The organism is Brevundimonas sp. NPDC007368 (genome assembly GCF_042869015.1).
Taxonomy (GTDB): domain Bacteria; phylum Pseudomonadota; class Alphaproteobacteria; order Caulobacterales; family Caulobacteraceae; genus Brevundimonas.
Genome location: NZ_JBIAFA010000007.1, coordinates 15,606 through 35,303, shown reverse-complemented (window position 1 = coordinate 35,303; position 19,698 = coordinate 15,606). Strand labels below are relative to the sequence as shown.

The following is a 19,698-nucleotide window of genomic DNA, read 5'->3' as shown; positions in this document are numbered from 1 at the left end:
GTTCCGCGGCCAATCTTAAACACTTCGTTACCAGCTTGGCGGCAGACTGAACGCAGGAGCGTCGGACTGTGATCAACAACAGCTATCTTCTGGGTTTGTACGGCGGAACCTCGACCTTCTCGGGGGGGCTCGGCTCGACGTCGGTCGCCGTGAAGAAGCAACCGACCGCGCCATGGTCGACCTCGGTCAAGCCGCAGAGCCAATCGGACCTGCTGCGCGCGGCCCTCAGCGGGCGTCGCCTGATCAATGAGGACAACGCTGTCCTGGACGTGAAGAACACCTCGTCCGGCGACTACCGCAAGATCTTCGCTATGTATCAGGGCCTCACCATGCTGGAGGCCGTGGCAGATCGGGCGGGGCAGAAGAACCTGTCGGCGCTTGAACGGGCGCAACTGACCAAACGCATGGACGCCGGCTTGGCTGAACTGTCGGCCTATCTGGGCGCGGCCCAGTTCGACGGCGTACGCATGGTCCAGGGCAAGTCCGAAACCAAGGCCCAGACCGGCGCCGCCGTGCCGCGCGACTCGGCCAAATACGTCACGGGGGCGGTCCACACGGGCGCTCTCACGGACGAGGGCGCCGCCTTCCAGGGCGACGTGAAATTCAACATCACCATCAAGAAGACCGGTGGCGATCAGGTCATCACGATTGATCTGGCCGAGATGGGCTCTGACCCGCGTACCATGCAGTCGGTGGTGACCCACATTAACAGTAAGCTGGAGGCGGCGGGCGTCGAGACTCGCATGGGCCGCGAGCAGTTGCCGTCCGAGCCCAAGGTCATCAAGTCCGGCGAGACCACCATCACCTTGCCGGCGGGGCCGGATAAATGGGCGCTGAACCTTCAGGGCGTGTCCTATGAGAAGGTCAGTTTCTCGCCGGTGGCCTCGTCGGACGCCGTCTATGTGGTGCAGGGCGTAGGCAAGAGCGGCGGCCACGAGGTTCTGAAATTCCAGGAAGGCGTCGGTCAGACCAGCGGCCAGGCCTTCTGGGTCGATGGTCAGGTCGGTCAGTCGGGGCTGCCGGACGGGGTCGAGACCGTGCGCGCCAGCGCTACCGGGCCAGACGGCTCCATGTGGATCGTCGCCGACGTCAGCGCCGGGACCTCGACCCAGCCGATCAAGGGGCAGGGCGACGTGGTCCTGATGAAGCTGGATTCGGCGGGCAAGGTGGTGCTCAGCCGCGCCCTGGGCGCCGCCTCCACCGCCAGCGGTTACGCCATCGCCGTGGACGCTGACGGCCGTGTGGCCGTGGCCGGCTCCGTGGTCGGGGCTCTGGTGCCGGGCGCCTCAGGCGCCGACGCCAATCTGGCCGACAGCTTCGTCACCGTCTTCGACGCCAAGGGCGTGGAGCAATGGACCCAGCGGCGCGGCGCCAAGGCTGCAGACGAAGCCACGGCCGTTTCGTTCGGCGCCGACGGCCGCGTCTATGTCGCGGGGCGCTCGCAGTCCTCCATGCCGGGCGCGCTCGGATCGGGCGGCTGGGACGGCTATGTCCAGGCCTTTAGCGAAAGCCAGATCCACAGCCTGGCGCCGATCACGGCGACGGCGACCGGGATCAATCAGTTCGGCACGGCCGGGGACGACAATGTCCAGGCCATGACCACGGACGGCGACAAGCTTTACACCGCCGGGGTCGAGAACGGCCGCATGGTGGTGCGCCAGTTCCAGATCGACGCCACGGGTTCGCCGACCCTGCTGTCGTCGCGCGACCTGGGCCACGCCAGCGGCGAGATTGCGGGCATCTCGGTCTCCAACGGTCAGGTGATCCTGGCGGGCACGACGCGTAACGGCGCTCTGGACATCGGCCAGGTCAACACTGCCCATTCCGGCGGCACGGACGCCTTCGTCGCGGTGATCAACAGCGACCTGAGCGCTTCGGCCAACGACCGGCTGACCTACTACGGCGGGCCGGGCGACGACACGGCCGCCGATGTGAAGATCGTCGACGGCAAGGTCTGGCTGACCGGGATTTCCGACCGCACCGTCGGGGCCAAGGCCGAGGATCCGACCTCGGGCTATCTGGCGCGTCTCGATCCCACGACAGGCGCGGTGGAGTGGAGCCAGACCTGGACTGGGGCGGATCGTCAGGCCGCCCCCACCACCATCGCCGTGGCCTCGGGCGGGGCCAGCGTCCTGGATCGGCTAGGCCTGCCTCAGGGCGAGATACCGCAGTCGGATTCCAAGCAACTGGTGGACGCCACCTCGCTGCGGGCGGGCGATCGCTTCTACGTCACCTCGGGCACGACCGGGCGTTCGGTCGCCGTCACCATCGACGCCAAGGAGACGTTGCAGACCCTGGCGCGCAAGATCGAGACCGCCTCGGGCCGTACGCTGAAGGTCACCATCAAGACCGACAAGGACCATGTCACCGGACTGGACGGCGACACCAAGATCACGGCGGGCGGCGTGCAGCGCCTGTCCATCACCTATGCCGATGGCCGCGAAGGCGCGGTGCTGCGGGCGGGCGAGGCGGGGCGCGACGCTCTGGCCGGCCTGGGCCTGACGCCGGGCTATATCGGCCCGAGCACGAGCGATCTGAAGACCTTCGGCCTGGATCTGCCCAAGACTCTGAGCCTGAAGGACGCCGAGGCGGCCAAGGCGGCGACCAGCACCCTTCAACTGGCGATCAAGGCCCTGCGCGACGCCTACAAGGCTCTCGACCCTGACAGCAGCAAGCCCAAGGTCACCGGGTCGGCGCCGCCCTACCTCAAGGCGCAACTGGCCAATTATCAGGCGGCGCTGGCCCGCCTGACGGGTTGATCCCCGGCGAGACGCGGCGGAGAGGCGATTCCTCCCCAGCCGATCCGGCTCGGGAGGCGTGGACCCCCGCTTTAGGTTGACGCGCGCGGCGTCGCCGGGGTTATTGGGGCCATCATTGGCGTCGAGTCCCGCATGGCCCTTCCTAAAGACAATCGCACCGTCCTGCTGGTCGGGGGCGGCCTGGCCGTCGTGGCGGCCGTGGCGGCCGCCCTGGTGTTCAGCGCCGGACGCGACAAGCCGACCGAGGCGCCGCCTGCGTCGCAGGGCGGGCTGACCATCGACCTGGCCGAGGCCCCCACGTTGGAGCCCGCGCGAGAGCTGCGCTGCTTTGTCGACGGACAGTTCGTGGGGCAGGCGACCCTCGCCGACTGCGCCCAGCGCAACGGCGTGGCCACCAGCGCCCTGGACGTGGGTCTGGACGCCACCGGCGCCCTGGCCGCCGCGCCCACCGCCGCCTTTGCTCCGCCGCCGGAGCTTCCGGCCGAGCCGAGCGTCACGGTGACGCCGACGGAGGAGGGCGCGTCGCCCGCCGAGCCCAGCCGTCCGGCGCCGGCGGCCTCCTCGGCCACGGCCTGTCTGCGGCACACCGGCTCGGAATGGCGCTCGATTGGCAACGGCATGAGCCTGGGCGCTTGCGTCCAGGCCCTTTACGCCGGCACCTGCGTCCGTCCGGGCGAGGCCCAGTACGGGCGTTGGGGCGATACGACCCTGCGTCTGGTCCCGCGTCGCGTTGAGCAGTCGACCGACAACACCCGCTTCCGCACCCTGGCTCAACAGGACCGGAGCTGCCAGTTCCCGGAGCTGGGCTGATGAGCCGCAAGATCCTTTCCGCCGCTGCAATCGCCCTTTTGGGTCTGACCGTCTCCGCCTGCGCCCAGAAGGGCGTCGAGGCCCCGACCGAGCCGGGCGTCTGCTATCACGTGGTCATGCCCGAGGACGGCAAGTCCGCCCCCCTGATCAACGTCGTCGCCCGCGATCAGCCACAGATCGAGTTCTGCGCCGCGCGGCTTGAGGAAATGCGCCTGCGCTTCCTGCGCATGGGCGGCAACAATCGGGACATGATCGGCGCCTATCAGGGGCAGTTCATTTTCATCGACCGGGGCGGTGTGAAGTTCGGCAAGACGCTGACGGGGCAGCGCTTCTTCGCCCTGACGCGCACGGGCGACGGCCGTCTGGCCATTCCGGGCGCCATTCAGCGTGAGATCGACGGTCGTCCCGTCGCCGTCGCCCCCAACTAGAATTCCGCCCGCTCGGGCGTGAACAAAACTGGAACATTCCGCCGATATCCGCTAGGGATCGACGGCAAGAACATAAAAGGACATCGGTCATGGCCGGCAGCGTCAACAAGGTCATCCTCATCGGCAATCTGGGCCGCGACCCAGAAATCCGCACGCTGAACAGCGGCGACCGCGTCGCCAACCTGCGCATCGCCACCTCGGAACAATGGCGCGACAAGGCCACCGGCGAGCGCAAGGAAAAGACCGAGTGGCATGCGGTCGTCATCTTCAACGAGAACATCGTCAAGGTGGCCGAGAACTACCTGAAGAAGGGCTCGACGGTTTACATCGAGGGCGCGCTGCAGACCCGCAAGTACACCGATGCCCAGGGCGTCGAGAAATACTCGACCGAGATCGTGCTGCAACGCTTCAACGGCCAGCTGACCATGCTGGGCGGTCGTAACGACAGCCAGGGCGGCGGCATGGGCGGCGGCGATCGCGGCGGTTACGGCGGCGGCCGCAACGACGACGACTACTCCTCGGGCTTCTCGACCGGCGGCGCCAACAAGCCGTCGGGTCCCAAGGAAAGCTACGACCTGAACGACGACATCCCGTTCTAAGGTCGGGTCGACCGAAAGATCAGGCCGCGTCTTCCGAGAGGAGGGCGCGGCCTTTTTCGTGTCAGCGCGCGAAGCGGCCCTTGGACGCGGCGTCGCTCAAGGCCTCGCGGACGGCGGCGGTCAGTTCGGGCAGGGACTGGACCTGTTTGACGCCGTAGGCCTGGGCCGTGATGTCGACATTGCCTTTGCGCCAGAATCCCTCGGGAGCCAGGACGATCAGCTTTCCGCCGCGCGCGTGCAGACCCATTTCCAGCAGGCTGATGGGGCTTTGCGTGCCGGGGGCGAAATACATGACGATGACGTCGGCGGATTCCAGCGCGGCCAGCTCCCACTCGACCTGACGGCGGAACTCGGGCTCGTCGGCCTCGGGGCGCCAGTTCGGGTTCCAGTCTGGGCGGCGGGGGTTCAGGATCACCACGTCCATGTCGGCCAGGGCCGAGGTCATGGCCGCCTGCCAGTCCGGCGCGCCGCCCATGTCGATGCTGCCGCCCAGGAAGAGGCGCGGACGGCTGTCGTCGATGGGCAGGGGCTGGGGCGAGACCACGGCGGTCGGTCTCTTGGCGGTCTGCGCCAGCGAGGGCGTGGCCGCCATGGCGGCGACGGAGATCATCAGAGCGGCCAGCGTGCGGTTCATGTCTGCCTCGGGTTCGCGAAGGGGCGGGGCATAGCATCTCGTCGGGCTAAGAGTAGGGCGACGGCGACGGAAAAGAGCGGTCATCGAACGTGACGGGCCTTTCGCGGCGGCCTGTGGCATCAGGTCACGGTGTCCAGCCATCGCCATTCCCCGCTCAGCCTGCTCGAGATCGCCGCCATCATCGCGGTGATGCTGATCTGGGGCGTCAACAACGCCGCCGCCAAGATCGCCACCGAGGTCATGCCGCCGCTGATGGTGGGAGCCCTGCGCTTCGCCATCGCCGCCGCCTGCCTGGTCTGGTTCGTGCGGCCGCCCTTTCCGAACTGGAAAAGCCTGCTGATCATCGCCGTGGTGGGCGGCCCTATCCATTATGGCCTGATCTATCTGGCCTTCTGGCTGGCCCACGACGTCAGTCCGGTGACGGTGGCGACTCAGCTGTGGATCCCTCTGACCTCGCTGTTCGCCTTTCTGCTGCTGGGCGAGCGGATCAGTCGGATGGCCACCATCGGGCTGGTCATCGCCTTCGTCGGGGTGGCCTGGATGACGCTGGACCCGCACGCTCTGCAGGACTGGAAGGCGATCGCGGTCGGGGCCCTCGGCGCCTCGGCCTGGGCGCTGACGACGGTGATCGCGCGCCGCACCACCTCCATCCCGCCGCTGAAGATGCAGGGGCTGCTGGCCCTGATGGCCTTCCCGGCGCTGACCATCGGGTCGCTGGTGTTCGAGACGGGGCAGTGGGAGGCGGCTCAGATCGCGCCGCCCGTCGTCTGGGGCACCCTGGTCTGGGCCGGTCTGATCTCGTCGGTGTTCGCGACCAGTCTGGTTTTCTGGCTGGTGCAGCGGCGTGAGGCGGGGCGGGTGACGCCCTATCTGCTGGGCTCGCCCCTGGTGTCCATCCTGATCGGCTGGCTGTGGATGGGCGACGTGCTGACGCCGCAGATCCTGACCGGGGTGGCCATTGCCCTGATTGGCGTGGTCACGGTCGCCCTGGGGGAGCGCGGCCTGCGCGCCGGCGCCCCCGCCAAGGTCTGATCGTTTAGTTCGCGCTGAGGACGGCGCAGGCCACGCGGTCGCCCGCGCCGCCGATGGGCTGGCTGTTGTGGTCGTCGGGGTTGGCGTGGATCACCAGGGCCGAGCCGTCGGCGTCCCACAGCCACTGGCCGGGACCGTCCTGGCTGATGCGGGCCTTGGTGGTGAAGAACTCGCCGTGAGCCGAGCCGTCAGCGGCAGCGAAGAGGTTGGGCAGGTCGCCGTCGTCCGGGCCCTGGACGTTCAGCAGGCCGTGCGGCGTCTTCGGATCGGTGTGGTTGATGTGGGCGCCCGCCGAGGTGAAGGGGGCGGCGCACTGGCCCGTGGCGTGGATGTGGATGCCGTGCCAGCCGGGCGTCAGGCCCGCAGCCTCGACCTTGATCAGCAGGCCGGTGGCGCCTTGCGTCAGGGTCGCCTTGCCGATTTCGGCGCCGGCGCCGTTGATGATCGAAGCCTGACCTGTCTGGCCCGGCGTGGCGCGCGGGATCATGGCGGAATGGTCCATGGCGGCGGCCTGACCGTGCGCGCCGTGGCCCATGGCGGCGTGATCATGGCTCTGGGCGAAGGCGCTTGCGGCGAGCAGCGAAGTCGCTGCGAAGGCGGTAAGGGCGGCAGCAGTCAGACGCATGGTTTTCCTGTCCTTTTGGGCATGGGGATATCAGCGGCGTTTCTTTGCCACAGCGGCCCCCGGATGCTAGAAACCGGAACAGCGGATCACGTTCCGATTCCGGCCATTTAAAGCCTGATTTCCTTGACCGACGACAGCTACGACAACGCCGCACCTTCGGCGCCCGGCGACATCTCCATCATCACGATCGAGGACGAGCTGAAACGCTCCTACCTCGACTACGCCATGAGCGTCATCGTCAGCCGCGCCCTGCCGGACGCGCGCGACGGTCTGAAGCCGGTTCACCGTCGCATCCTCTATTCGATGCACGACCTGAACATGACGCCCGAGCGGTCGTATTCGAAGTGCGCGCGCGTCGTTGGTGACGTGCTGGGTCGCTTCCACCCCCACGGCGACGCCTCGGTCTACATGGCCCTGGTGCGGATGGCGCAGCCCTTCTCGATGGGGCTGATGCTGGTCGACGGTCAGGGCAACTTCGGCTCGGTCGACGGCGATATGCCGGCCTCCATGCGTTACACCGAGGCCAAGATGGCCCCGGCGGCGGTGGCCCTGCTGACCGATATCGAAAAAGACACGGTCGATTTCCAGCCGAACTACGACGAGAAGGAGCTGGAGCCCGTCGTCCTGCCGGCGCGGATTCCGAACCTGCTGGTCAACGGCGCTGGTGGTATCGCCGTCGGCATGGCGACCAACATCCCACCGCATAACCTGGGCGAAGTCGTCGACGCGGCCGTGGCGCTGCTGGACAACCCCGACATGGGCGACGAGGCCCTGCTGGACATCGTGCCGGGGCCCGACTTCCCGACGGGCGGCGAGATCATGGGCCGCACGGCGCCGCGAAACGCCCTGCGCGACGGACGCGGCTCGGTAATCGTGCGCGGGCGCGCCTCGGTCGAGGAGATCCGCAAGGATCGCGACGCCATCGTCATCACCGAACTGCCGTTCCAGGTGAACAAGCAGACCCTGATCGAACGCATCGCCGAAATGGTGCGCGAGAAGCGTCTGGAAGGCATTTCCGACGTCCGCGACGAGTCCGACCGTCAGGGCATGCGGATCGTCATCGAGCTGAAGCGCGACGCTTCGGGCGACGTCATCCTGAACCAGTTGTTCCGCTACACGGCGCTGCAAAGCTCGTTCGGCGTCAACATGCTGGCTCTGAACCATGGCCGTCCTGAGCAGATGGGCCTGCGCAAGCTGCTGGAGCTCTTCCTCGAGTTCCGCGAGGAAGTGGTCGTCCGCCGCGTCAAGTTCGAGCTGGCCAAGGCCCGCGATCGCGGCCACGTCCTGGTCGGTCTGGCCGTCGCCGTCGCCAATATCGACGAGGTCATCCACATCATCCGCAGCTCGGCCGACCCGGCCGAAGCGCGCGAGCGGCTGCAGGCCAAGGCCTGGCCGGTCGGGGACATGATGGCCCTGGTCGAGCTGATCGCCGACCCGCGCACGGTTCTGGTCGAGGGCGACAAGATCCGCCTGACCGACGAACAGGCCCGCGCCATTCTGGCCCTGACCCTGTCGCGTCTGACGGGCCTCGGCCGCGACGACATCTTCGGCGAGGCGCGCGGTCTGGCCGACACCATCCAGGGCCACCTGACCATCCTGTCGGACCGCGCCAACGTCCTGGCTATCATCCGCGAAGACCTGCTGCTGGTGAAGGAGCAGTTCGCCGTGCCGCGCCGCACCCTGATCGGGGAAGGCGACGCCGAGATGGAGGACGAGGACCTGATCCCGCGCGAGGACATGGTCGTCACCGTCACCCACGGCGGCTACGTCAAGCGTGTGGCCCTGAACGCCTATCGGACCCAGCATCGCGGCGGCAAGGGCAAGTCGGGCATGACGATGAAGGACGAGGACGCCATCACCGGCATCTTCTCGGCCTCGACCCACACCCCGGTTCTGTTCTTCGCCACCAACGGCAAGGCCTACAAGTTGAAGACCTGGCGTCTGCCGCTGGGCAACCCGCAGTCGCGCGGCAAGGCCTTCGTCAACCTGCTGCCCATCGAGCCGGGCGACAGCATCATGAACGTGCTGCCACTGCCCGAGAACGAGTCCGAGTGGGACAACTACGACATCATGTTCGCCACCAAGTCGGGCGACGTGCGGCGTAACAAGCTCAGCGATTTCGCCACGGTGAACCGTGCGGGCAAGATCGCGATGAAGCTGGAAGACGACGACCGCATGGTCGGCGTGGCCATCTGCAACGCCGACGACGATATCCTGCTGACGACCAAGCTGGGTCGCGCCATCCGCTTCAAGGCCGATGACGTGCGCGTCTTCAAGGGCCGGGATTCGACCGGCGTGCGCGGCATCCGTCTGCAAGGCGACGACGAGGTCATCTCGATGGCCGTTCTGGGCCGTGTGGACGCTTCGCCGGAAGAGCGCGCCGCCTACGTCAAGCACGCCAACGCCATGCGCAAGGCTCTGGCCGGCGCGGACGTGGACGAAGAGGTTACGGCTGTTGAGGCGGACGACGAGGTTGTCGGCGACGCCGCCCTGTCGGTCGAGCGCATCGCCGAACTGGGCGCGGCCGAGCAGTTCATCCTGACGGTCACGGAAACCGGCTTCGGCAAGCGGTCTTCGGCCTATGAATATCGCCGCACCGGTCGCGGCGGGCAGGGGCTGACGGCCCACGGCCTGGGCGGTCGCGCGGGCACGCGTCTGGCTGCGGCCTTCCCGGTCGAGGACAGCGACGACCTGATGCTGGTCACCGACGGCGGCCAGATGATCCGCACCCCGGTCAGTCAGGTCCGTATCGTCGGCCGCTCCAGCCAGGGCGTGACCATCTTCCGCACCGGCAAGGACGAGAAGGTCGTCTCGGTCGAACGCCTGCCCGACTCGGGCGGCGACGATGACGGCGCGGACGAGGCTGTGATCGAAGAGGGCGGCGAGGGCTGATCGGCCCTTCCGCCAGGCCGGAGGTTTGCATGACAGCTGAAATGCAGATCGACGGCCGGCCCGCCGGCGCCGACGATCTGGGCCATTTCGTCCTGTCCAACTACGGCGCCTTCACCTCGATGCAGGTCGAGGACGGGACGGTGCGGGGCCTGGACCTGCATCTGGCCCGTCTGGAAGCCGAAGCCGTCGACCTGTTTGGCCTCGCTGTGCCTGAGGCGACGTTGCGTGATCGGATGCGACAGGCGCTGGACGGGCGATCGGGCCGGTTCAGTCTGCGGGTCAATCTCTTCTCCGACGCCATCAGCCTGCGCGCGCCGGAGGCGGTGGTTCAGCCGCGCGTCCTGACCACGCTTTCAGCCCCCGCCGCGCCGCTGACGGCGTCGTTGCGGCTTCAGACCCAGGTCTATGCACGCGAAGTCCCGCACCTGAAGCACGCGGCCACTTTCGGCCTGACCCGCGTCCGGCGGCAGGCGGTTCTGGCCGGGTTCGACGACGCCCTGTTCGTTGATGGCGCGGGGGCGATCTCCGAAGGCTCCATCTGGAACATCGGCTTTCTTCAGGGCGAGACGGTGGTCTGGCCCGAAGCGCCCATGCTGGGCGGAACGGGGCAGGCCTTGCTGCAACGCGGGATGATGGATTTCGGCCTGAGCAGCGTCATCCGCTCAGTGCATCTGTCCGATCTGGCGCGCTTCGACGCGGCCTTCATCTGCAACAGCGCCACGCCCGCCTGCGCTGTCGCGACTATTGACGGCCATCAGTTCGGCCCGGCCGACTCTGCGATCTCGCGGCTGATCGACGCCTGGCGATCAAACCCGCGTCAGAAAATCTAGGCCGTTGATTTCGCACCTGCTAAACGGGTCGAAACGCGGGGAGGCGAAGGCCATGCGCATCGGACTGTATCCGGGGACTTTCGACCCGGTCACGAACGGCCACATGGATATCATCGGGCGGGCCATCAAACTGGTCGACCGCCTGGTCATCGGGGTGGCGCAGAACGACGACAAGGGCCCCCTGTTTTCGACCGCCGAGCGCGTCGAGATGCTGAAGGCCGAGGTCGCGCGGTTTGATGCCGACATTCAGGTCCAGCCCTTCAGCAGCCTGCTGATGCATTTCGCCGAGGAGGTGAACGCCAACGTCATCGTGCGCGGCCTGCGCGCGGTCGCGGACTTTGAATACGAGTTCCAGATGACGGCCATGAACCAGCGCCTCAACAGCGACATAGAGACCGTGTTCCTCATGGCCGATCCGCGCCATCAGGCCATCGCCTCGCGGCTGGTCAAGGAGATCGCCCGTCTGGACGGTGCGATCGAGAGCTTCGTCAGCCCGGCGGTCGCCGCCCAGGTGCGCGCCAAGGTGCAGCGCTAGATTTCAGGATAGACATGACCTTCAAGACGCTTCTGGCCGCCGCTGCGGTTTCCTTGATCGCGGGCTCCGCCGCCGCCCAGACCGCTTCGGAATGGCGCACGGTCGCGCCTGAGAACCTGATGGTGATCGACACCTCCAAGGGCCGGGTTCTGGTCGAGCTTGAGCCGCGGGCGGCGCCGAACCACGTCGAGCGCATCCGCACCCTGACCAATCGCGGCTTCTATGACGGGCTGAAGTTCCACCGCGTCATCCCCGATTTCATGGCCCAGACGGGCGACCCCGAAGGCACCGGCGCGGGCGGCAGCGATTTGCCGGACGTGAAGGGCGAGTTCAGTTTCCGCCGCGGACGCGACAGCGGTTTTGCGCCCGTTGAAAACAGCGGTCCCGGCGTGCGCGGCATCATGGGCAGCCTGCCGGTCGTGACCCAACCCGATGCGCAGATGTTCGTCACGGCTGACTTCAAGGTCGGCGCACAGGGGCTGTTCTGCCCCGGCGTGGCGGGGATGGCCCGGGCGGGATCGCCCGATAGCGCCAACAGTCAGTTCTTCCTGATGACGGGCCAGAACGACAACCTGAACGGCGGCTACACGACCTTCGGCCACGTCCTTCAGGGTCTGGACGTGGTGAAGTCGCTGAAAGCGGGCAGCGACGCCGAGGACGGCAAGGTCGTCGATCCTGACGTCATGACCAAGGTGCAACTGGCCTCGGCCCTGCCGGAGGGACAGCGGCCGAGCGTGCGCGTGGCCGTGCCGGGCTCTGCGCCGTTCAACGCCGCTGTTGAAGCAGCACGCGCCGCACGCGGCGCCCAGTTCAGCATCTGCGACGTGCAGCCTGTGGTTCAGGTCACGGGCGGCTGAGTTTTCCAATCGGGGGAGGGGACGATGATGCGCTTTTCAACGGGTTTGGCGGCGGCGTCCGTCCTGATGCTGGCCGGAGCGGCCTGGGCGCAGGAAGCGGCGCCGAGCGCCTCGGCGCCGGCCGTCGTCGCCAGCGAGTGGCGCACGGTCGCGCCCGAGAACCTGCTGGTGATCGACACCAACAAGGGCCGCATTCTGGTTGAGCTGGCCCCCGAGGTCGCGCCGGGCCATGTCGAGCGCATCCGGCTGCTGGCGGGGCGCGGCTTCTATGACAACCAGGTCTGGCACCGGGTCATTGATCAGTTCATGGCCCAGACCGGCGATCCCCTGGGCACGGGCGAGGGCCAGAGCGCCTATCCTGACCTGAAGGCCGAGTTCACCTTCCGCCGCGACGGTCAGACGCCGTTCGCGGCGGTGGCCGCGCCCGCCGGGGCGGTGCTGGGCTTCCTGCATTCCCTGCCGGTCCAGACCCAGCCCGACGCCTATATGGCCACGACGGCGGACCGCAAGGTCCACGCCTGGGGCCTGTATTGCCCCGGCGTCGCCGGCATGGCGCGCGACGAGGCGCCCGACAGCGCCAACAGCCAGTTCTTCCTGATGCGCCAGCCCTATCCCTCGCTGGACAAGCGCTACACCATCTGGGGCCGGGTCGTGTCGGGTCTGGACGTAGTGCGGTCGCTGAAGGCCAGCCCTAACCCCGACGGCATCGTCACCGGTCCCGATCAGATGAAGCGGGTGCGGGCGGCGTCCGACCTGCCGCCGGCCGAACGCCCGACCGTTCGCGTTCTGGATACGGCGTCGCCGCAGTTCCTCGCGCTAGCCGACGCGGCGCGTCAGGCCAAGGGCGCCGACTTCTCGGTCTGCGACATCGACCTGCCGGTTCAGGTCGCCGGAGCGCCCGCCGCCTGATTGCCGGCCTGACCGTTGTTGCGGCCCCGGCGACGGCGTCGGCGGGGCTTCTGGCGGTCCTCGCGCATCCTTTGCAGCAGCAGGCCTTCGCGCAGGCCCCGGTCGGCGACGCGCACGCGCTCGCAGGGCCAGGCGCGCTGCACGGCTTCCAGGATCGCCGCGCCCGCCAGCACCAGATCGGCGCGATCGGGCCCGATGCAGCTTTCCGCCGCCCGGCCCGCGGGGCCCAGCCGCTTGAGGCGCAGCGCCGCCGCCTCGCAGTCGGCGCGCGTCATCCATAGGCCGTCCACCAGATCGCGCTGATAGCGGCGCAGGCCCAGATGGATGCCCGCCAGGCTGGTGATGGCCCCCGAGGTGCCGACCATGTGCACCCGCCCGCTTTCGAACAGCGGACGCACCGAGGCGTCGCTGGGGCCGCCCAGCGCCAGCGCGGCGCTGACGTCGGCGACCATGGCTTCATACCAGGCCTCGGTGTCGCCGGACGGCTCGGGGTGGCGTTCGGCCAGGGTGACGACGCCCATGGGCGCCGACATCCAGCCCTTGTTCTCGAATCCACGCGCGGTGCGGGCCATCCAGGACAATTCGGTCGAACCGCCGCCCACGTCGATGACGAGAACCGCCTCGGCGCGCGGGTCGAACAGGTTGAGGCAGCCGGCGACCGACAGGCTGGCCTCCTCGGCGGGATCAATGATCCTGAGCTTCAGCCCGGTGCCGCGACGCACCCGTTCGATGAATGCCTCGCCGTTGTCAGCGGCGCGGCAGGCCTGGGTGGCGACGGCGGTCAGGCGGCTGGCGTCCAGGCCCTTGCGGGCCACGCGTTCGGCGCACAGGGCGAGGGCGTCATAGGCCCGGTCCATGGCGCGGTCATCCAGGCGTCCGGTGAGGGACAGGCCTTCGCCCAGCCGGACGATGCGGCTGAAGCTGTCGACCACCCGGAACCCGTCGCGCGCGGGGCGCGCGATCAGCAGGCGGCAGTTGTTGGTCCCCAGGTCGAGCGCGCCATAGAGGGGCGCATCGCGACCGGAAGTCCCTGAATCGCGGGACTTCGTGGGCTGGGACCGCGCGTCGCGCCGTGCAGGCGCGCCAGGGGTCTCCGGCATGGGCCGAGCTTTCATGTGGGCGGTCCAGAACGGCGCCCGTCGGAACCAGCGTAAACCGGGACTAACGGCCACGCCAAGTCCTTCCTGTCGGAAAGATGAACAGACCGGGATGCATCCGCTTCAACTTCGGGGGCGTACTAATTGCAACATGACCCAGGTTCACACAGCCCGGTTCGGCCTCGGACAGATCGTCCGCCATCGCGACCACGCCTTCCACGGCCTGGTCATGGATGTGGACGCCTCCTACGCAGGCCCGGCCGCAGAGACGGGCGTGGTCGCCAGCGATCAGCCCTTCTATCGTATCCTCATCGCCGACACCGAGGGCGGCGTGATCGCCTATGCCGCCGAGGAGGCCCTGGTGGCGACGCCCGAGATCGAGCCCCTGTCGCCCGAGGATGAGCGGGAGTGGTTCACCGTCGATGCGCAGGGGCGGCACGCGCCGCGTTTCCAAACGCTGCAATAGACGTGCGTGACGACGGCTAGAGGGCGCGCTAATCTGCCCTCAACGGCCGTCAGAGCCGCGAGGAGCGTTCCCATGTCCGATTTCGAACACGTCTTTGAAGCCCCGCCCGAAGGCGCCGCCGCCGACTGGACCATCCCGCAGAACTGGGCGGCCTATACCGACGTCGAGCACGAGACCTGGAACACCCTCTATGCCCGGCAGATGAAGATTCTGCCCGGGCGGGCCTGCGAGGCCTATATGCGCGGGCTGGACGCCCTGGACCTGAACATGGGGGGCATCCCCGACTTCGAGGTGATGAATCCCAAGCTGCAGGCCCTGACCGGCTGGACCGTGGTCTGCGTGCCCGGTCTGGTGCCGGACGACGTCTTCTTCGACCATCTGGCCAACCGTCGCTTCGTCTCGGGCCAGTTTATCCGCAAGCCGGATCAGTTGGACTACCTGCAGGAACCGGACATCTTCCACGACGTCTTCGGTCATGTGCCTATGCTGACCGACCCCGATTTCGCCGCCTATATGGAGGCCTACGGCAAGGGCGGGCAGCGGGCGCAGTCGCTGGGGATGCTGAAGAACCTGGCCCGCCTCTACTGGTACACGGTCGAGTTCGGCCTGATGAAGGAGGCCGACGGCCTTCGCATCTATGGCGCAGGCATCGTCTCGTCGGCGACCGAGAGCGTGTTCAGCCTGGAGGACGCCTCGCCCAACCGCCTGGGCTTCGACCTGGAGCGGGTGATGAAGACCCTCTACCGGATCGACGACTTCCAGCAGGTCTATTTCGTCATCGACAGCATCGAGAAGCTGAAGGAAGTCACCCTGCAGGACTTCGGGCCGATCTATGAGCGACTGAAGGGGGCCGAAGAGCTGCCGATCGAGTCGGTTCTGCCGAGCGATCGCGTCTTCACGCGCGGGACCCAGGCCTATGCGGCCAAGGGCGGGCGCTTCGCAGCCTGAGGGCGGCGGGCGAAAAGCAGAGTCCAATTCGTCTGAATCGTCTGAAATCCCCTCCGTGGCGCTGACCGGGAGGGGATGATGACGCGTGGCGAAGGTGGGGTGCGCGGTTTGGCTCTAGCTTTGCCCTAGGCTTTGAAAGTCTTTAATTTTTTGGTCGCGGATATGCGCGACATCCGATCTTCTCTTGCCGTCATCCCGGCCTCGCCTCGCGACAGCGAGGGGAGAGCCGGGACCCAGGCGTTCAAGCTGGACGGGACGCACTAGTGACTTGCCGCCTGGGTCCCGGGCTCGGCTGCGCCGCCCCGGGATGACGGCGGGGCAACAGACTTAATCCCGCTGGAACGGATAGAAGCCGCCGCCCAGCCCCAGAATCCCCGTCAGTTCGTCAAGGGCGCCGCGCGTCTCGTCCAGCAGGGCGGGGTCGGCCAGATCCTGGCCCGTCAGGCTGTCGCGATACCAGCGCAGGGCCCAGACGCTGAGGGCGCCGTGCAGTTCGTCGGTCATGCGCATGGCGGGGTTGGTCGCGGCCAGTTCATCGTCGGTCAGCACGACGCGCAAGCGCAGGCAGGCGGGGCCGCCGCCGTTGCGCATCGACTGGCGCACATCGACATATTCGACCCGACCGATGGGGCCGTTGGAGGCGGCAAGACGTTCTGCGACCGCATGGCTGCGAGCATTGTCGCGGGTTTCGGTCGGGCAGATCAGGGTCAGGCGGTCCTCGCCTGGAATCTGGATCAGCATGGAGTTGAACAGGTAGCTGCTGATGGCGTCGGCCAGCGGCAGGTCGGCGGCGGAGACCTCGACGAACCGAGGCTCGAACAGGCCGTCGGCGGCGCGGCGGATGGCGGCCTTGGTGGCGTCCGTGTCCTCGAACGCCAGTTCGTGGAAGAAGAGGGTGTCCAGGGCGCCGACGCAGACCACGTCGTTGTGGAAGGTGCCGCCGTCGATGGCGGCGCGGGACTGCTGGGCCAGAACCGGGCGACCGGCTTCGTGGCGGCGGATAATGGCCTGGCTGGCCTCGCGCGTCTGGCGGGCGGGGAAGCGGCCTTCCCAGGGCTCGAAGGCTTCGCGGCCCCAGACCAGAAGATTTACGCCGCGACCGCCATGCTCGGCGCACAGGCGGACGTGATTGGCGGCGCCCTCGTCGGCCAGATGGGCGACGGCGGGCAGGGCGTCATGGACGGCGAACTTGCGCGCGTCAGGGAAGAGGGCGTCCAGCGCCCGCTTGGTCTGGGCGTGCTCCAGCGAGCGGTGCAGGTTGGTGTGCAGGTTGGCCGGGGTGAAGTGGACCCGGCCGTCGGCGGCGTCGGCGCTGGGCGTCACCGTCGCGGCGTTGGCGGCCCACATGGGCGAGGCCGAACAGGCGGCGGCGGCGAAGGCGGGTGCGTCGCGCCAGGCCTTGGCCAGCACCGTCTTGTCGTTGCCTGAGAAGCCGAGCGAACGCAGGAAAGGGATGTTCGGCCGCTCGTGCGGGGGCAGGACGAACTGGGGCAGGCCCAGGTCGGCCAGCCGCTTCATCTTGTCGAGGCCCTGCAAGACCGCCGCGCGCGGATTCGACGCCTCGCCCTTGTTCAGGCTGGAGGCGAGGTTGCCCGGCGACAGCCCCGCATAGGAGTGGGTCGGCCCGATCAGACCGTCAGCATTGGCTTCGATGGCCTTCATGCGTCCTTCTCCCCTTGAGGGAGAAGGTGGGCGCTGAAGGCGCTCGGATGAGTGGTGACGGCGGCGCCATACCCAATCATCCGGGACCTCGAGTTCGAAATATCAATCATGGCGCTCACACCCCTCATCCGTCTCGCTCCGCGAGCCACCTTCTCCCTCAAGGGGAGAAGGAAGTCAGCGCAGTCCCTTGATCTCGCTTTCGATATTCTTGACCGCGCCGGCCTCGAAGCTGGCGACGGGGTAGGCGCAGTAGTCGGCGGCGTAGTAGGCGCTGGGGCGGTGGTTGCCGGAGGCGCCGAGGCCGCCGAAGGGCATGTCGCCCGCCGCGCCCGTGGTCGGGCGGTTGAAGTTGACCACGCCCGCGCGGATGCGGTTGATGAAGCGGTCCCAGTGCGTGGCGTCATCGCTGACCAGACCGGCGGACAGGCCGTATTTGGTGGCGTTGGCGGCGGTGATGGCGGCGTCGAAGGTCGGGACGCGGATGACCTGGAGGAAGGGGGCGAACATCTCTTCGTCGGCCACGTTCAGGCCGGTCACGTCGATAATGGCGGGCTTCACGAAGGCGCCCGGCAGGTTATCGACGGGGCCGGAGGCGCGGATGACCTTGGCGCCCGCGTCGATGCGTTGCTGCAGGGCCTGCAGGGCGGCTTGCGCGGCCTTTTCCGAGATCAGCGGCCCGGCGTAGGGCTCGGGATCGCTGTCCCAGGGGGCGAAGTTCAGGCGGTCCGACATGGCGGCCACGGCCTCGACGATGGCGTCGCCCGCCGCGCCTTTCGGCAGGATCAGGCGGCGCGCGCAGGAGCAACGCTGGCCGGTGGTGACGAAGGCGGACTGGACCACGATGCTGGCGACAGCCTCGGCGTCACGTGCGTCCCAGACGACCAGCGGGTTATTGCCGCCCAGTTCCAGCGCCAGGATGACGTGGGGATCGTCGGCGAACTTGCGCCGGAAGTGGGCGCCCGCCGCGCCCGAGCCGGTGAACATCAGGGCGTCGATCGGTTGGTCCAGCAGGGCCGCGCCGGTGTCGCGCCCGCCTTGCACCATGTTGAACACGCCCTTGGGCAGGTCGGCGGCGTCCAGGCATTCGGCCATCAACTGGCCGGTCAGGGGCGTTTCCTCGGACGGCTTGAACACGACCGTGTCGCCCGCCAGCAGGGCCGGGACGATGTGGCCGTTGGGCAGGTGGCCGGGGAAGTTGAACGGGCCGAGCACCGCCGAGACGCCGTGCGGGCGGTGACGCAGGGTGGCGCGACCGAAGGCGGTGTCGGTGGTGCGCTCGCCGGTGCGCTCGTCATAGGCGCGGATGGAGATGTCGACCTTGCCCGCCATCGAGGCCAGCTCGGTTTTCGTCTCCCATAGGGCCTTGCCGGTTTCGCGGCTGATGGCCTCGGCCATTTCTGGGGCGCGGTCTTTCAGGATGGTCTGATAGCGTTTCACCGCGTCGATGCGGTCCTGACGCGGGCGGTCGGCCCAGTCAGGGAAGGCGGCGCGGGCGGCCTCGACGGCGGCGCCGACCTGCTCGGTGGTGGCGGCTTCGCCTTCCCAGACGGTTTCGCCGGTGGCGGGATTGGTGGAGGCGAAGCGGGTCATGGCGGCTACTCGGTTCAGGATTTCACGCGGACGACGGCGCCGTCCTTGATCTTCAGGGCGGCGGCGACGTCGGGGGTCATGCGGGCGACATCGCCGTCGATCAGGACGCGGGCGCGGACGGCGCGGAAGGCCGAGACGCTGTCGGTCGAGACGAGGCTGGGCAGTTCGACCTCGACCTCTTTTTCGATGCGGGCCGTCAGGACGCGGGCGTCGCGCACGGTGCGGATGTTGTCGCGACCACAGGCCACGGTGGGGCCGGCGTCGAAGATGTCGACCAGGCCGTTGGGGCGGAAGCCTTCGCTTTCCAGCAGGGCCATGGCCGGCACGCCCTGCGGGTGGACCTTGCCGATCACGGCGCGGGCCGGTTCGGGCAGCAGGTCGATGTAGATGGGGTGGCGGGGGGCCAGGTCGAGGATGAACTGCTTGTCGGTCGAGCCGCTCATGCGGTCGGCGTCGTCGAAGTCCATGGGGAAGAACTTGTGCGCCACATGGTCCCAGAAGGGGCAGTAGCCATCGGGGGTGAAGACGCCCCGCAGTTCGGCCAGGACGTTGTCGGCGAACAGATCCGGCTGGGCGCCGATCAGCATGTAGCGCGACTGGCTCAGCAGGCGCCCGGCGCCGCCCTTGCGACGGTCGGCTTTGAGGAAGAGGGAGCCGACCTCGGTCCAGCCGGTGCACTCGTTGACCAGAACGAGCGTCTGATGGTTCAGCTTCATGCCCAGCGAGGGTGACTGGACCGTGTTGTTGACCACGCGGAACGAGAAGAAGGGGCGCTTCAGCCCCACCGTCGCCTTGACCGAGCCGATGCCGTCGATGTCGCCCGTGTCGCCGTCTTCCAGCATCAGGGTGTACCAGGCCTCCTGCGGCGGGACGCGGCCCTCGAAGCTGGCCTGGCTGAGTTCCAGGCGCTCGCTCAGGACGTCGGCGTCTTCGGGCAGGCTGGTGAAGCCGGGGCCGGACAGGATGGCCAGTTCAAGCAGGTGGTGGAGGTCGGCGGGGCCGGCGGGGCGAACAACGAGCATGCG

General features: G+C 68.0%; 18 protein-coding genes. 12 read left to right on the top strand and 6 right to left on the bottom strand.

Going from position 1 to position 19,698, the window contains the following annotated elements; all coding sequences use genetic code 11:
- Nucleotides 1-68: 68 nt before the first annotated feature.
- The 4 genes from ACFYLW_RS15175 to ssb all read left to right on the top strand — a co-directional run bounded on the left by ACFYLW_RS15175 (nt 69) and on the right by ssb (nt 4,596).
- Entirely contained in the window at nt 69-2,759 is a 2,691-nt protein-coding gene (locus tag ACFYLW_RS15175; protein WP_312065563.1) for a transcriptional regulator, read from the top strand.
- Nucleotides 2,760-2,891: 132 nt separating this feature from the next.
- On the top strand, nt 2,892-3,569 hold the full coding sequence (locus ACFYLW_RS15170) for a hypothetical protein (RefSeq protein ID WP_312065561.1): 678 nt from the start codon (nt 2,892-2,894) through the stop codon (nt 3,567-3,569).
- Nucleotides 3,569-3,997: a hypothetical protein gene (locus tag ACFYLW_RS15165; RefSeq protein ID WP_292084602.1), complete on the top strand. Its 429-nt coding sequence runs from the start codon at nt 3,569-3,571 to the stop codon at nt 3,995-3,997. Before ACFYLW_RS15170 ends, ACFYLW_RS15165 begins: the two co-directional genes overlap by 1 nt.
- A gap of 89 nt (nt 3,998-4,086) precedes the next feature.
- A complete protein-coding gene (ssb, locus tag ACFYLW_RS15160) occupies nt 4,087-4,596 on the top strand; it encodes a single-stranded DNA-binding protein (RefSeq protein ID WP_312065559.1) in 510 nt (169 codons plus the stop codon).
- A gap of 61 nt (nt 4,597-4,657) precedes the next feature.
- Here the strand turns inward: ssb and ACFYLW_RS15155 are convergent, their stop codons facing one another.
- Complete coding sequence (locus tag ACFYLW_RS15155) at nt 4,658-5,230, bottom strand: nucleoside 2-deoxyribosyltransferase domain-containing protein (RefSeq protein ID WP_312065558.1); 573 nt, start codon at nt 5,228-5,230, stop codon at nt 4,658-4,660.
- Between the two features lie 129 nt (nt 5,231-5,359).
- Here ACFYLW_RS15155 and ACFYLW_RS15150 point away from each other — a divergent pair, with 129 nt between their 5' ends.
- A complete protein-coding gene (locus tag ACFYLW_RS15150) occupies nt 5,360-6,262 on the top strand; it encodes a DMT family transporter (protein ID WP_312065556.1) in 903 nt (300 codons plus the stop codon).
- 4 nt (nt 6,263-6,266) lie between these two features.
- Here ACFYLW_RS15150 and ACFYLW_RS15145 read toward each other — a convergent pair whose 3' ends face one another.
- Nucleotides 6,267-6,797 (bottom strand): superoxide dismutase family protein, encoded by a 531-nt coding sequence (locus tag ACFYLW_RS15145; RefSeq protein WP_390183220.1) that lies wholly within the window; start codon nt 6,795-6,797, stop codon nt 6,267-6,269.
- A 213-nt stretch (nt 6,798-7,010) separates the two neighbouring features.
- Between ACFYLW_RS15145 and gyrA the strand changes: the two genes are divergently transcribed.
- The 5 genes from gyrA to ACFYLW_RS15120 are packed head-to-tail and all read left to right on the top strand — an operon-like array spanning nt 7,011 to nt 12,910.
- Nucleotides 7,011-9,779 (top strand): DNA gyrase subunit A, encoded by a 2,769-nt coding sequence (gene gyrA, locus ACFYLW_RS15140; RefSeq protein WP_312065553.1) that lies wholly within the window; start codon nt 7,011-7,013, stop codon nt 9,777-9,779.
- 29 nt (nt 9,780-9,808) lie between these two features.
- Nucleotides 9,809-10,609, top strand: coding sequence for an aminotransferase class IV (locus ACFYLW_RS15135; protein WP_312065551.1), 801 nt, complete (start codon nt 9,809-9,811; stop codon nt 10,607-10,609).
- 52 nt (nt 10,610-10,661) lie between these two features.
- Nucleotides 10,662-11,144: a pantetheine-phosphate adenylyltransferase gene (gene coaD, locus ACFYLW_RS15130; RefSeq protein WP_312065549.1), complete on the top strand. Its 483-nt coding sequence runs from the start codon at nt 10,662-10,664 to the stop codon at nt 11,142-11,144.
- 14 nt (nt 11,145-11,158) lie between these two features.
- Nucleotides 11,159-12,001, top strand: a complete 843-nt coding sequence (locus ACFYLW_RS15125) for a peptidylprolyl isomerase (protein ID WP_312065548.1) — start codon at nt 11,159-11,161, stop codon at nt 11,999-12,001.
- A 24-nt stretch (nt 12,002-12,025) separates the two neighbouring features.
- Nucleotides 12,026-12,910: a peptidylprolyl isomerase gene (locus tag ACFYLW_RS15120; protein WP_313472548.1), complete on the top strand. Its 885-nt coding sequence runs from the start codon at nt 12,026-12,028 to the stop codon at nt 12,908-12,910.
- Here ACFYLW_RS15120 and ACFYLW_RS15115 read toward each other — a convergent pair.
- The gene (locus tag ACFYLW_RS15115) at nt 12,883-14,010 is read right to left on the bottom strand and encodes a Ppx/GppA phosphatase family protein (RefSeq protein ID WP_313472607.1); all 1,128 of its coding nucleotides are present in this window, start codon (nt 14,008-14,010) and stop codon (nt 12,883-12,885) included. The genes ACFYLW_RS15120 and ACFYLW_RS15115 overlap by 28 nt on opposite strands.
- 148 nt (nt 14,011-14,158) lie before the next feature.
- On the opposite strand from ACFYLW_RS15115, the gene hspQ reads away from it, so the two are divergent.
- Together hspQ and phhA are read left to right on the top strand one after the other, a co-directional pair.
- Nucleotides 14,159-14,473: a heat shock protein HspQ gene (hspQ, locus tag ACFYLW_RS15110; RefSeq protein WP_292084589.1), complete on the top strand. Its 315-nt coding sequence runs from the start codon at nt 14,159-14,161 to the stop codon at nt 14,471-14,473.
- A gap of 72 nt (nt 14,474-14,545) precedes the next feature.
- Nucleotides 14,546-15,421: a phenylalanine 4-monooxygenase gene (gene phhA / locus ACFYLW_RS15105; RefSeq protein ID WP_312062299.1), complete on the top strand. Its 876-nt coding sequence runs from the start codon at nt 14,546-14,548 to the stop codon at nt 15,419-15,421.
- A 327-nt stretch (nt 15,422-15,748) separates the two neighbouring features.
- Here the strand turns inward: phhA and astB are convergent, their stop codons facing one another.
- The 3 genes from astB to ACFYLW_RS15090 all read right to left on the bottom strand — a co-directional run bounded on the left by astB (nt 15,749) and on the right by ACFYLW_RS15090 (nt 19,695).
- Nucleotides 15,749-17,083 carry an N-succinylarginine dihydrolase gene (gene astB / locus ACFYLW_RS15100; RefSeq protein WP_312062301.1) on the bottom strand — a complete coding sequence of 445 codons (1,335 nt, stop codon included), beginning with the start codon at nt 17,081-17,083 and terminating at the stop codon, nt 15,749-15,751.
- Nucleotides 17,084-17,257: 174 nt separating this feature from the next.
- Nucleotides 17,258-18,673 carry a succinylglutamate-semialdehyde dehydrogenase gene (gene astD / locus ACFYLW_RS15095; protein WP_313472547.1) on the bottom strand — a complete coding sequence of 472 codons (1,416 nt, stop codon included), beginning with the start codon at nt 18,671-18,673 and terminating at the stop codon, nt 17,258-17,260.
- A gap of 14 nt (nt 18,674-18,687) precedes the next feature.
- Nucleotides 18,688-19,695: an arginine N-succinyltransferase gene (locus tag ACFYLW_RS15090; RefSeq protein WP_312062305.1), complete on the bottom strand. Its 1,008-nt coding sequence runs from the start codon at nt 19,693-19,695 to the stop codon at nt 18,688-18,690.
- Nucleotides 19,696-19,698 lie beyond the last annotated feature (3 nt).

Bases quoted from the DNA above. Each gene is read 5' to 3' on its own strand.
- ACFYLW_RS15170 (WP_312065561.1), top strand. From the start codon at position 2,892: ATGGCCCTTCCTAAAGACAATCGCACCGTCCTGCTGGTCGGGGGCGGC.
- ACFYLW_RS15165 (WP_292084602.1), top strand. From the start codon at position 3,569: ATGAGCCGCAAGATCCTTTCCGCCGCTGCAATCGCCCTTTTGGGTCTG.
- ssb (WP_312065559.1), top strand. From the start codon at position 4,087: ATGGCCGGCAGCGTCAACAAGGTCATCCTCATCGGCAATCTGGGCCGC.
- ACFYLW_RS15155 (WP_312065558.1), bottom strand. From the start codon at position 5,230: ATGAACCGCACGCTGGCCGCTCTGATGATCTCCGTCGCCGCCATGGCG.
- ACFYLW_RS15145 (WP_390183220.1), bottom strand. From the start codon at position 6,797: ATGGGCCACGGCGCGCACGGTCAGGCCGCCGCCATGGACCATTCCGCC.
- ACFYLW_RS15135 (WP_312065551.1), top strand. From the start codon at position 9,809: ATGACAGCTGAAATGCAGATCGACGGCCGGCCCGCCGGCGCCGACGAT.
- coaD (WP_312065549.1), top strand. From the start codon at position 10,662: ATGCGCATCGGACTGTATCCGGGGACTTTCGACCCGGTCACGAACGGC.
- ACFYLW_RS15125 (WP_312065548.1), top strand. From the start codon at position 11,159: ATGACCTTCAAGACGCTTCTGGCCGCCGCTGCGGTTTCCTTGATCGCG.
- ACFYLW_RS15120 (WP_313472548.1), top strand. From the start codon at position 12,026: ATGATGCGCTTTTCAACGGGTTTGGCGGCGGCGTCCGTCCTGATGCTG.
- ACFYLW_RS15115 (WP_313472607.1), bottom strand. From the start codon at position 14,010: ATGCCGGAGACCCCTGGCGCGCCTGCACGGCGCGACGCGCGGTCCCAG.
- hspQ (WP_292084589.1), top strand. From the start codon at position 14,159: ATGACCCAGGTTCACACAGCCCGGTTCGGCCTCGGACAGATCGTCCGC.
- phhA (WP_312062299.1), top strand. From the start codon at position 14,546: ATGTCCGATTTCGAACACGTCTTTGAAGCCCCGCCCGAAGGCGCCGCC.
- astB (WP_312062301.1), bottom strand. From the start codon at position 17,083: ATGAAGGCCATCGAAGCCAATGCTGACGGTCTGATCGGGCCGACCCAC.
- astD (WP_313472547.1), bottom strand. From the start codon at position 18,673: ATGACCCGCTTCGCCTCCACCAATCCCGCCACCGGCGAAACCGTCTGG.
- ACFYLW_RS15090 (WP_312062305.1), bottom strand. From the start codon at position 19,695: ATGCTCGTTGTTCGCCCCGCCGGCCCCGCCGACCTCCACCACCTGCTT.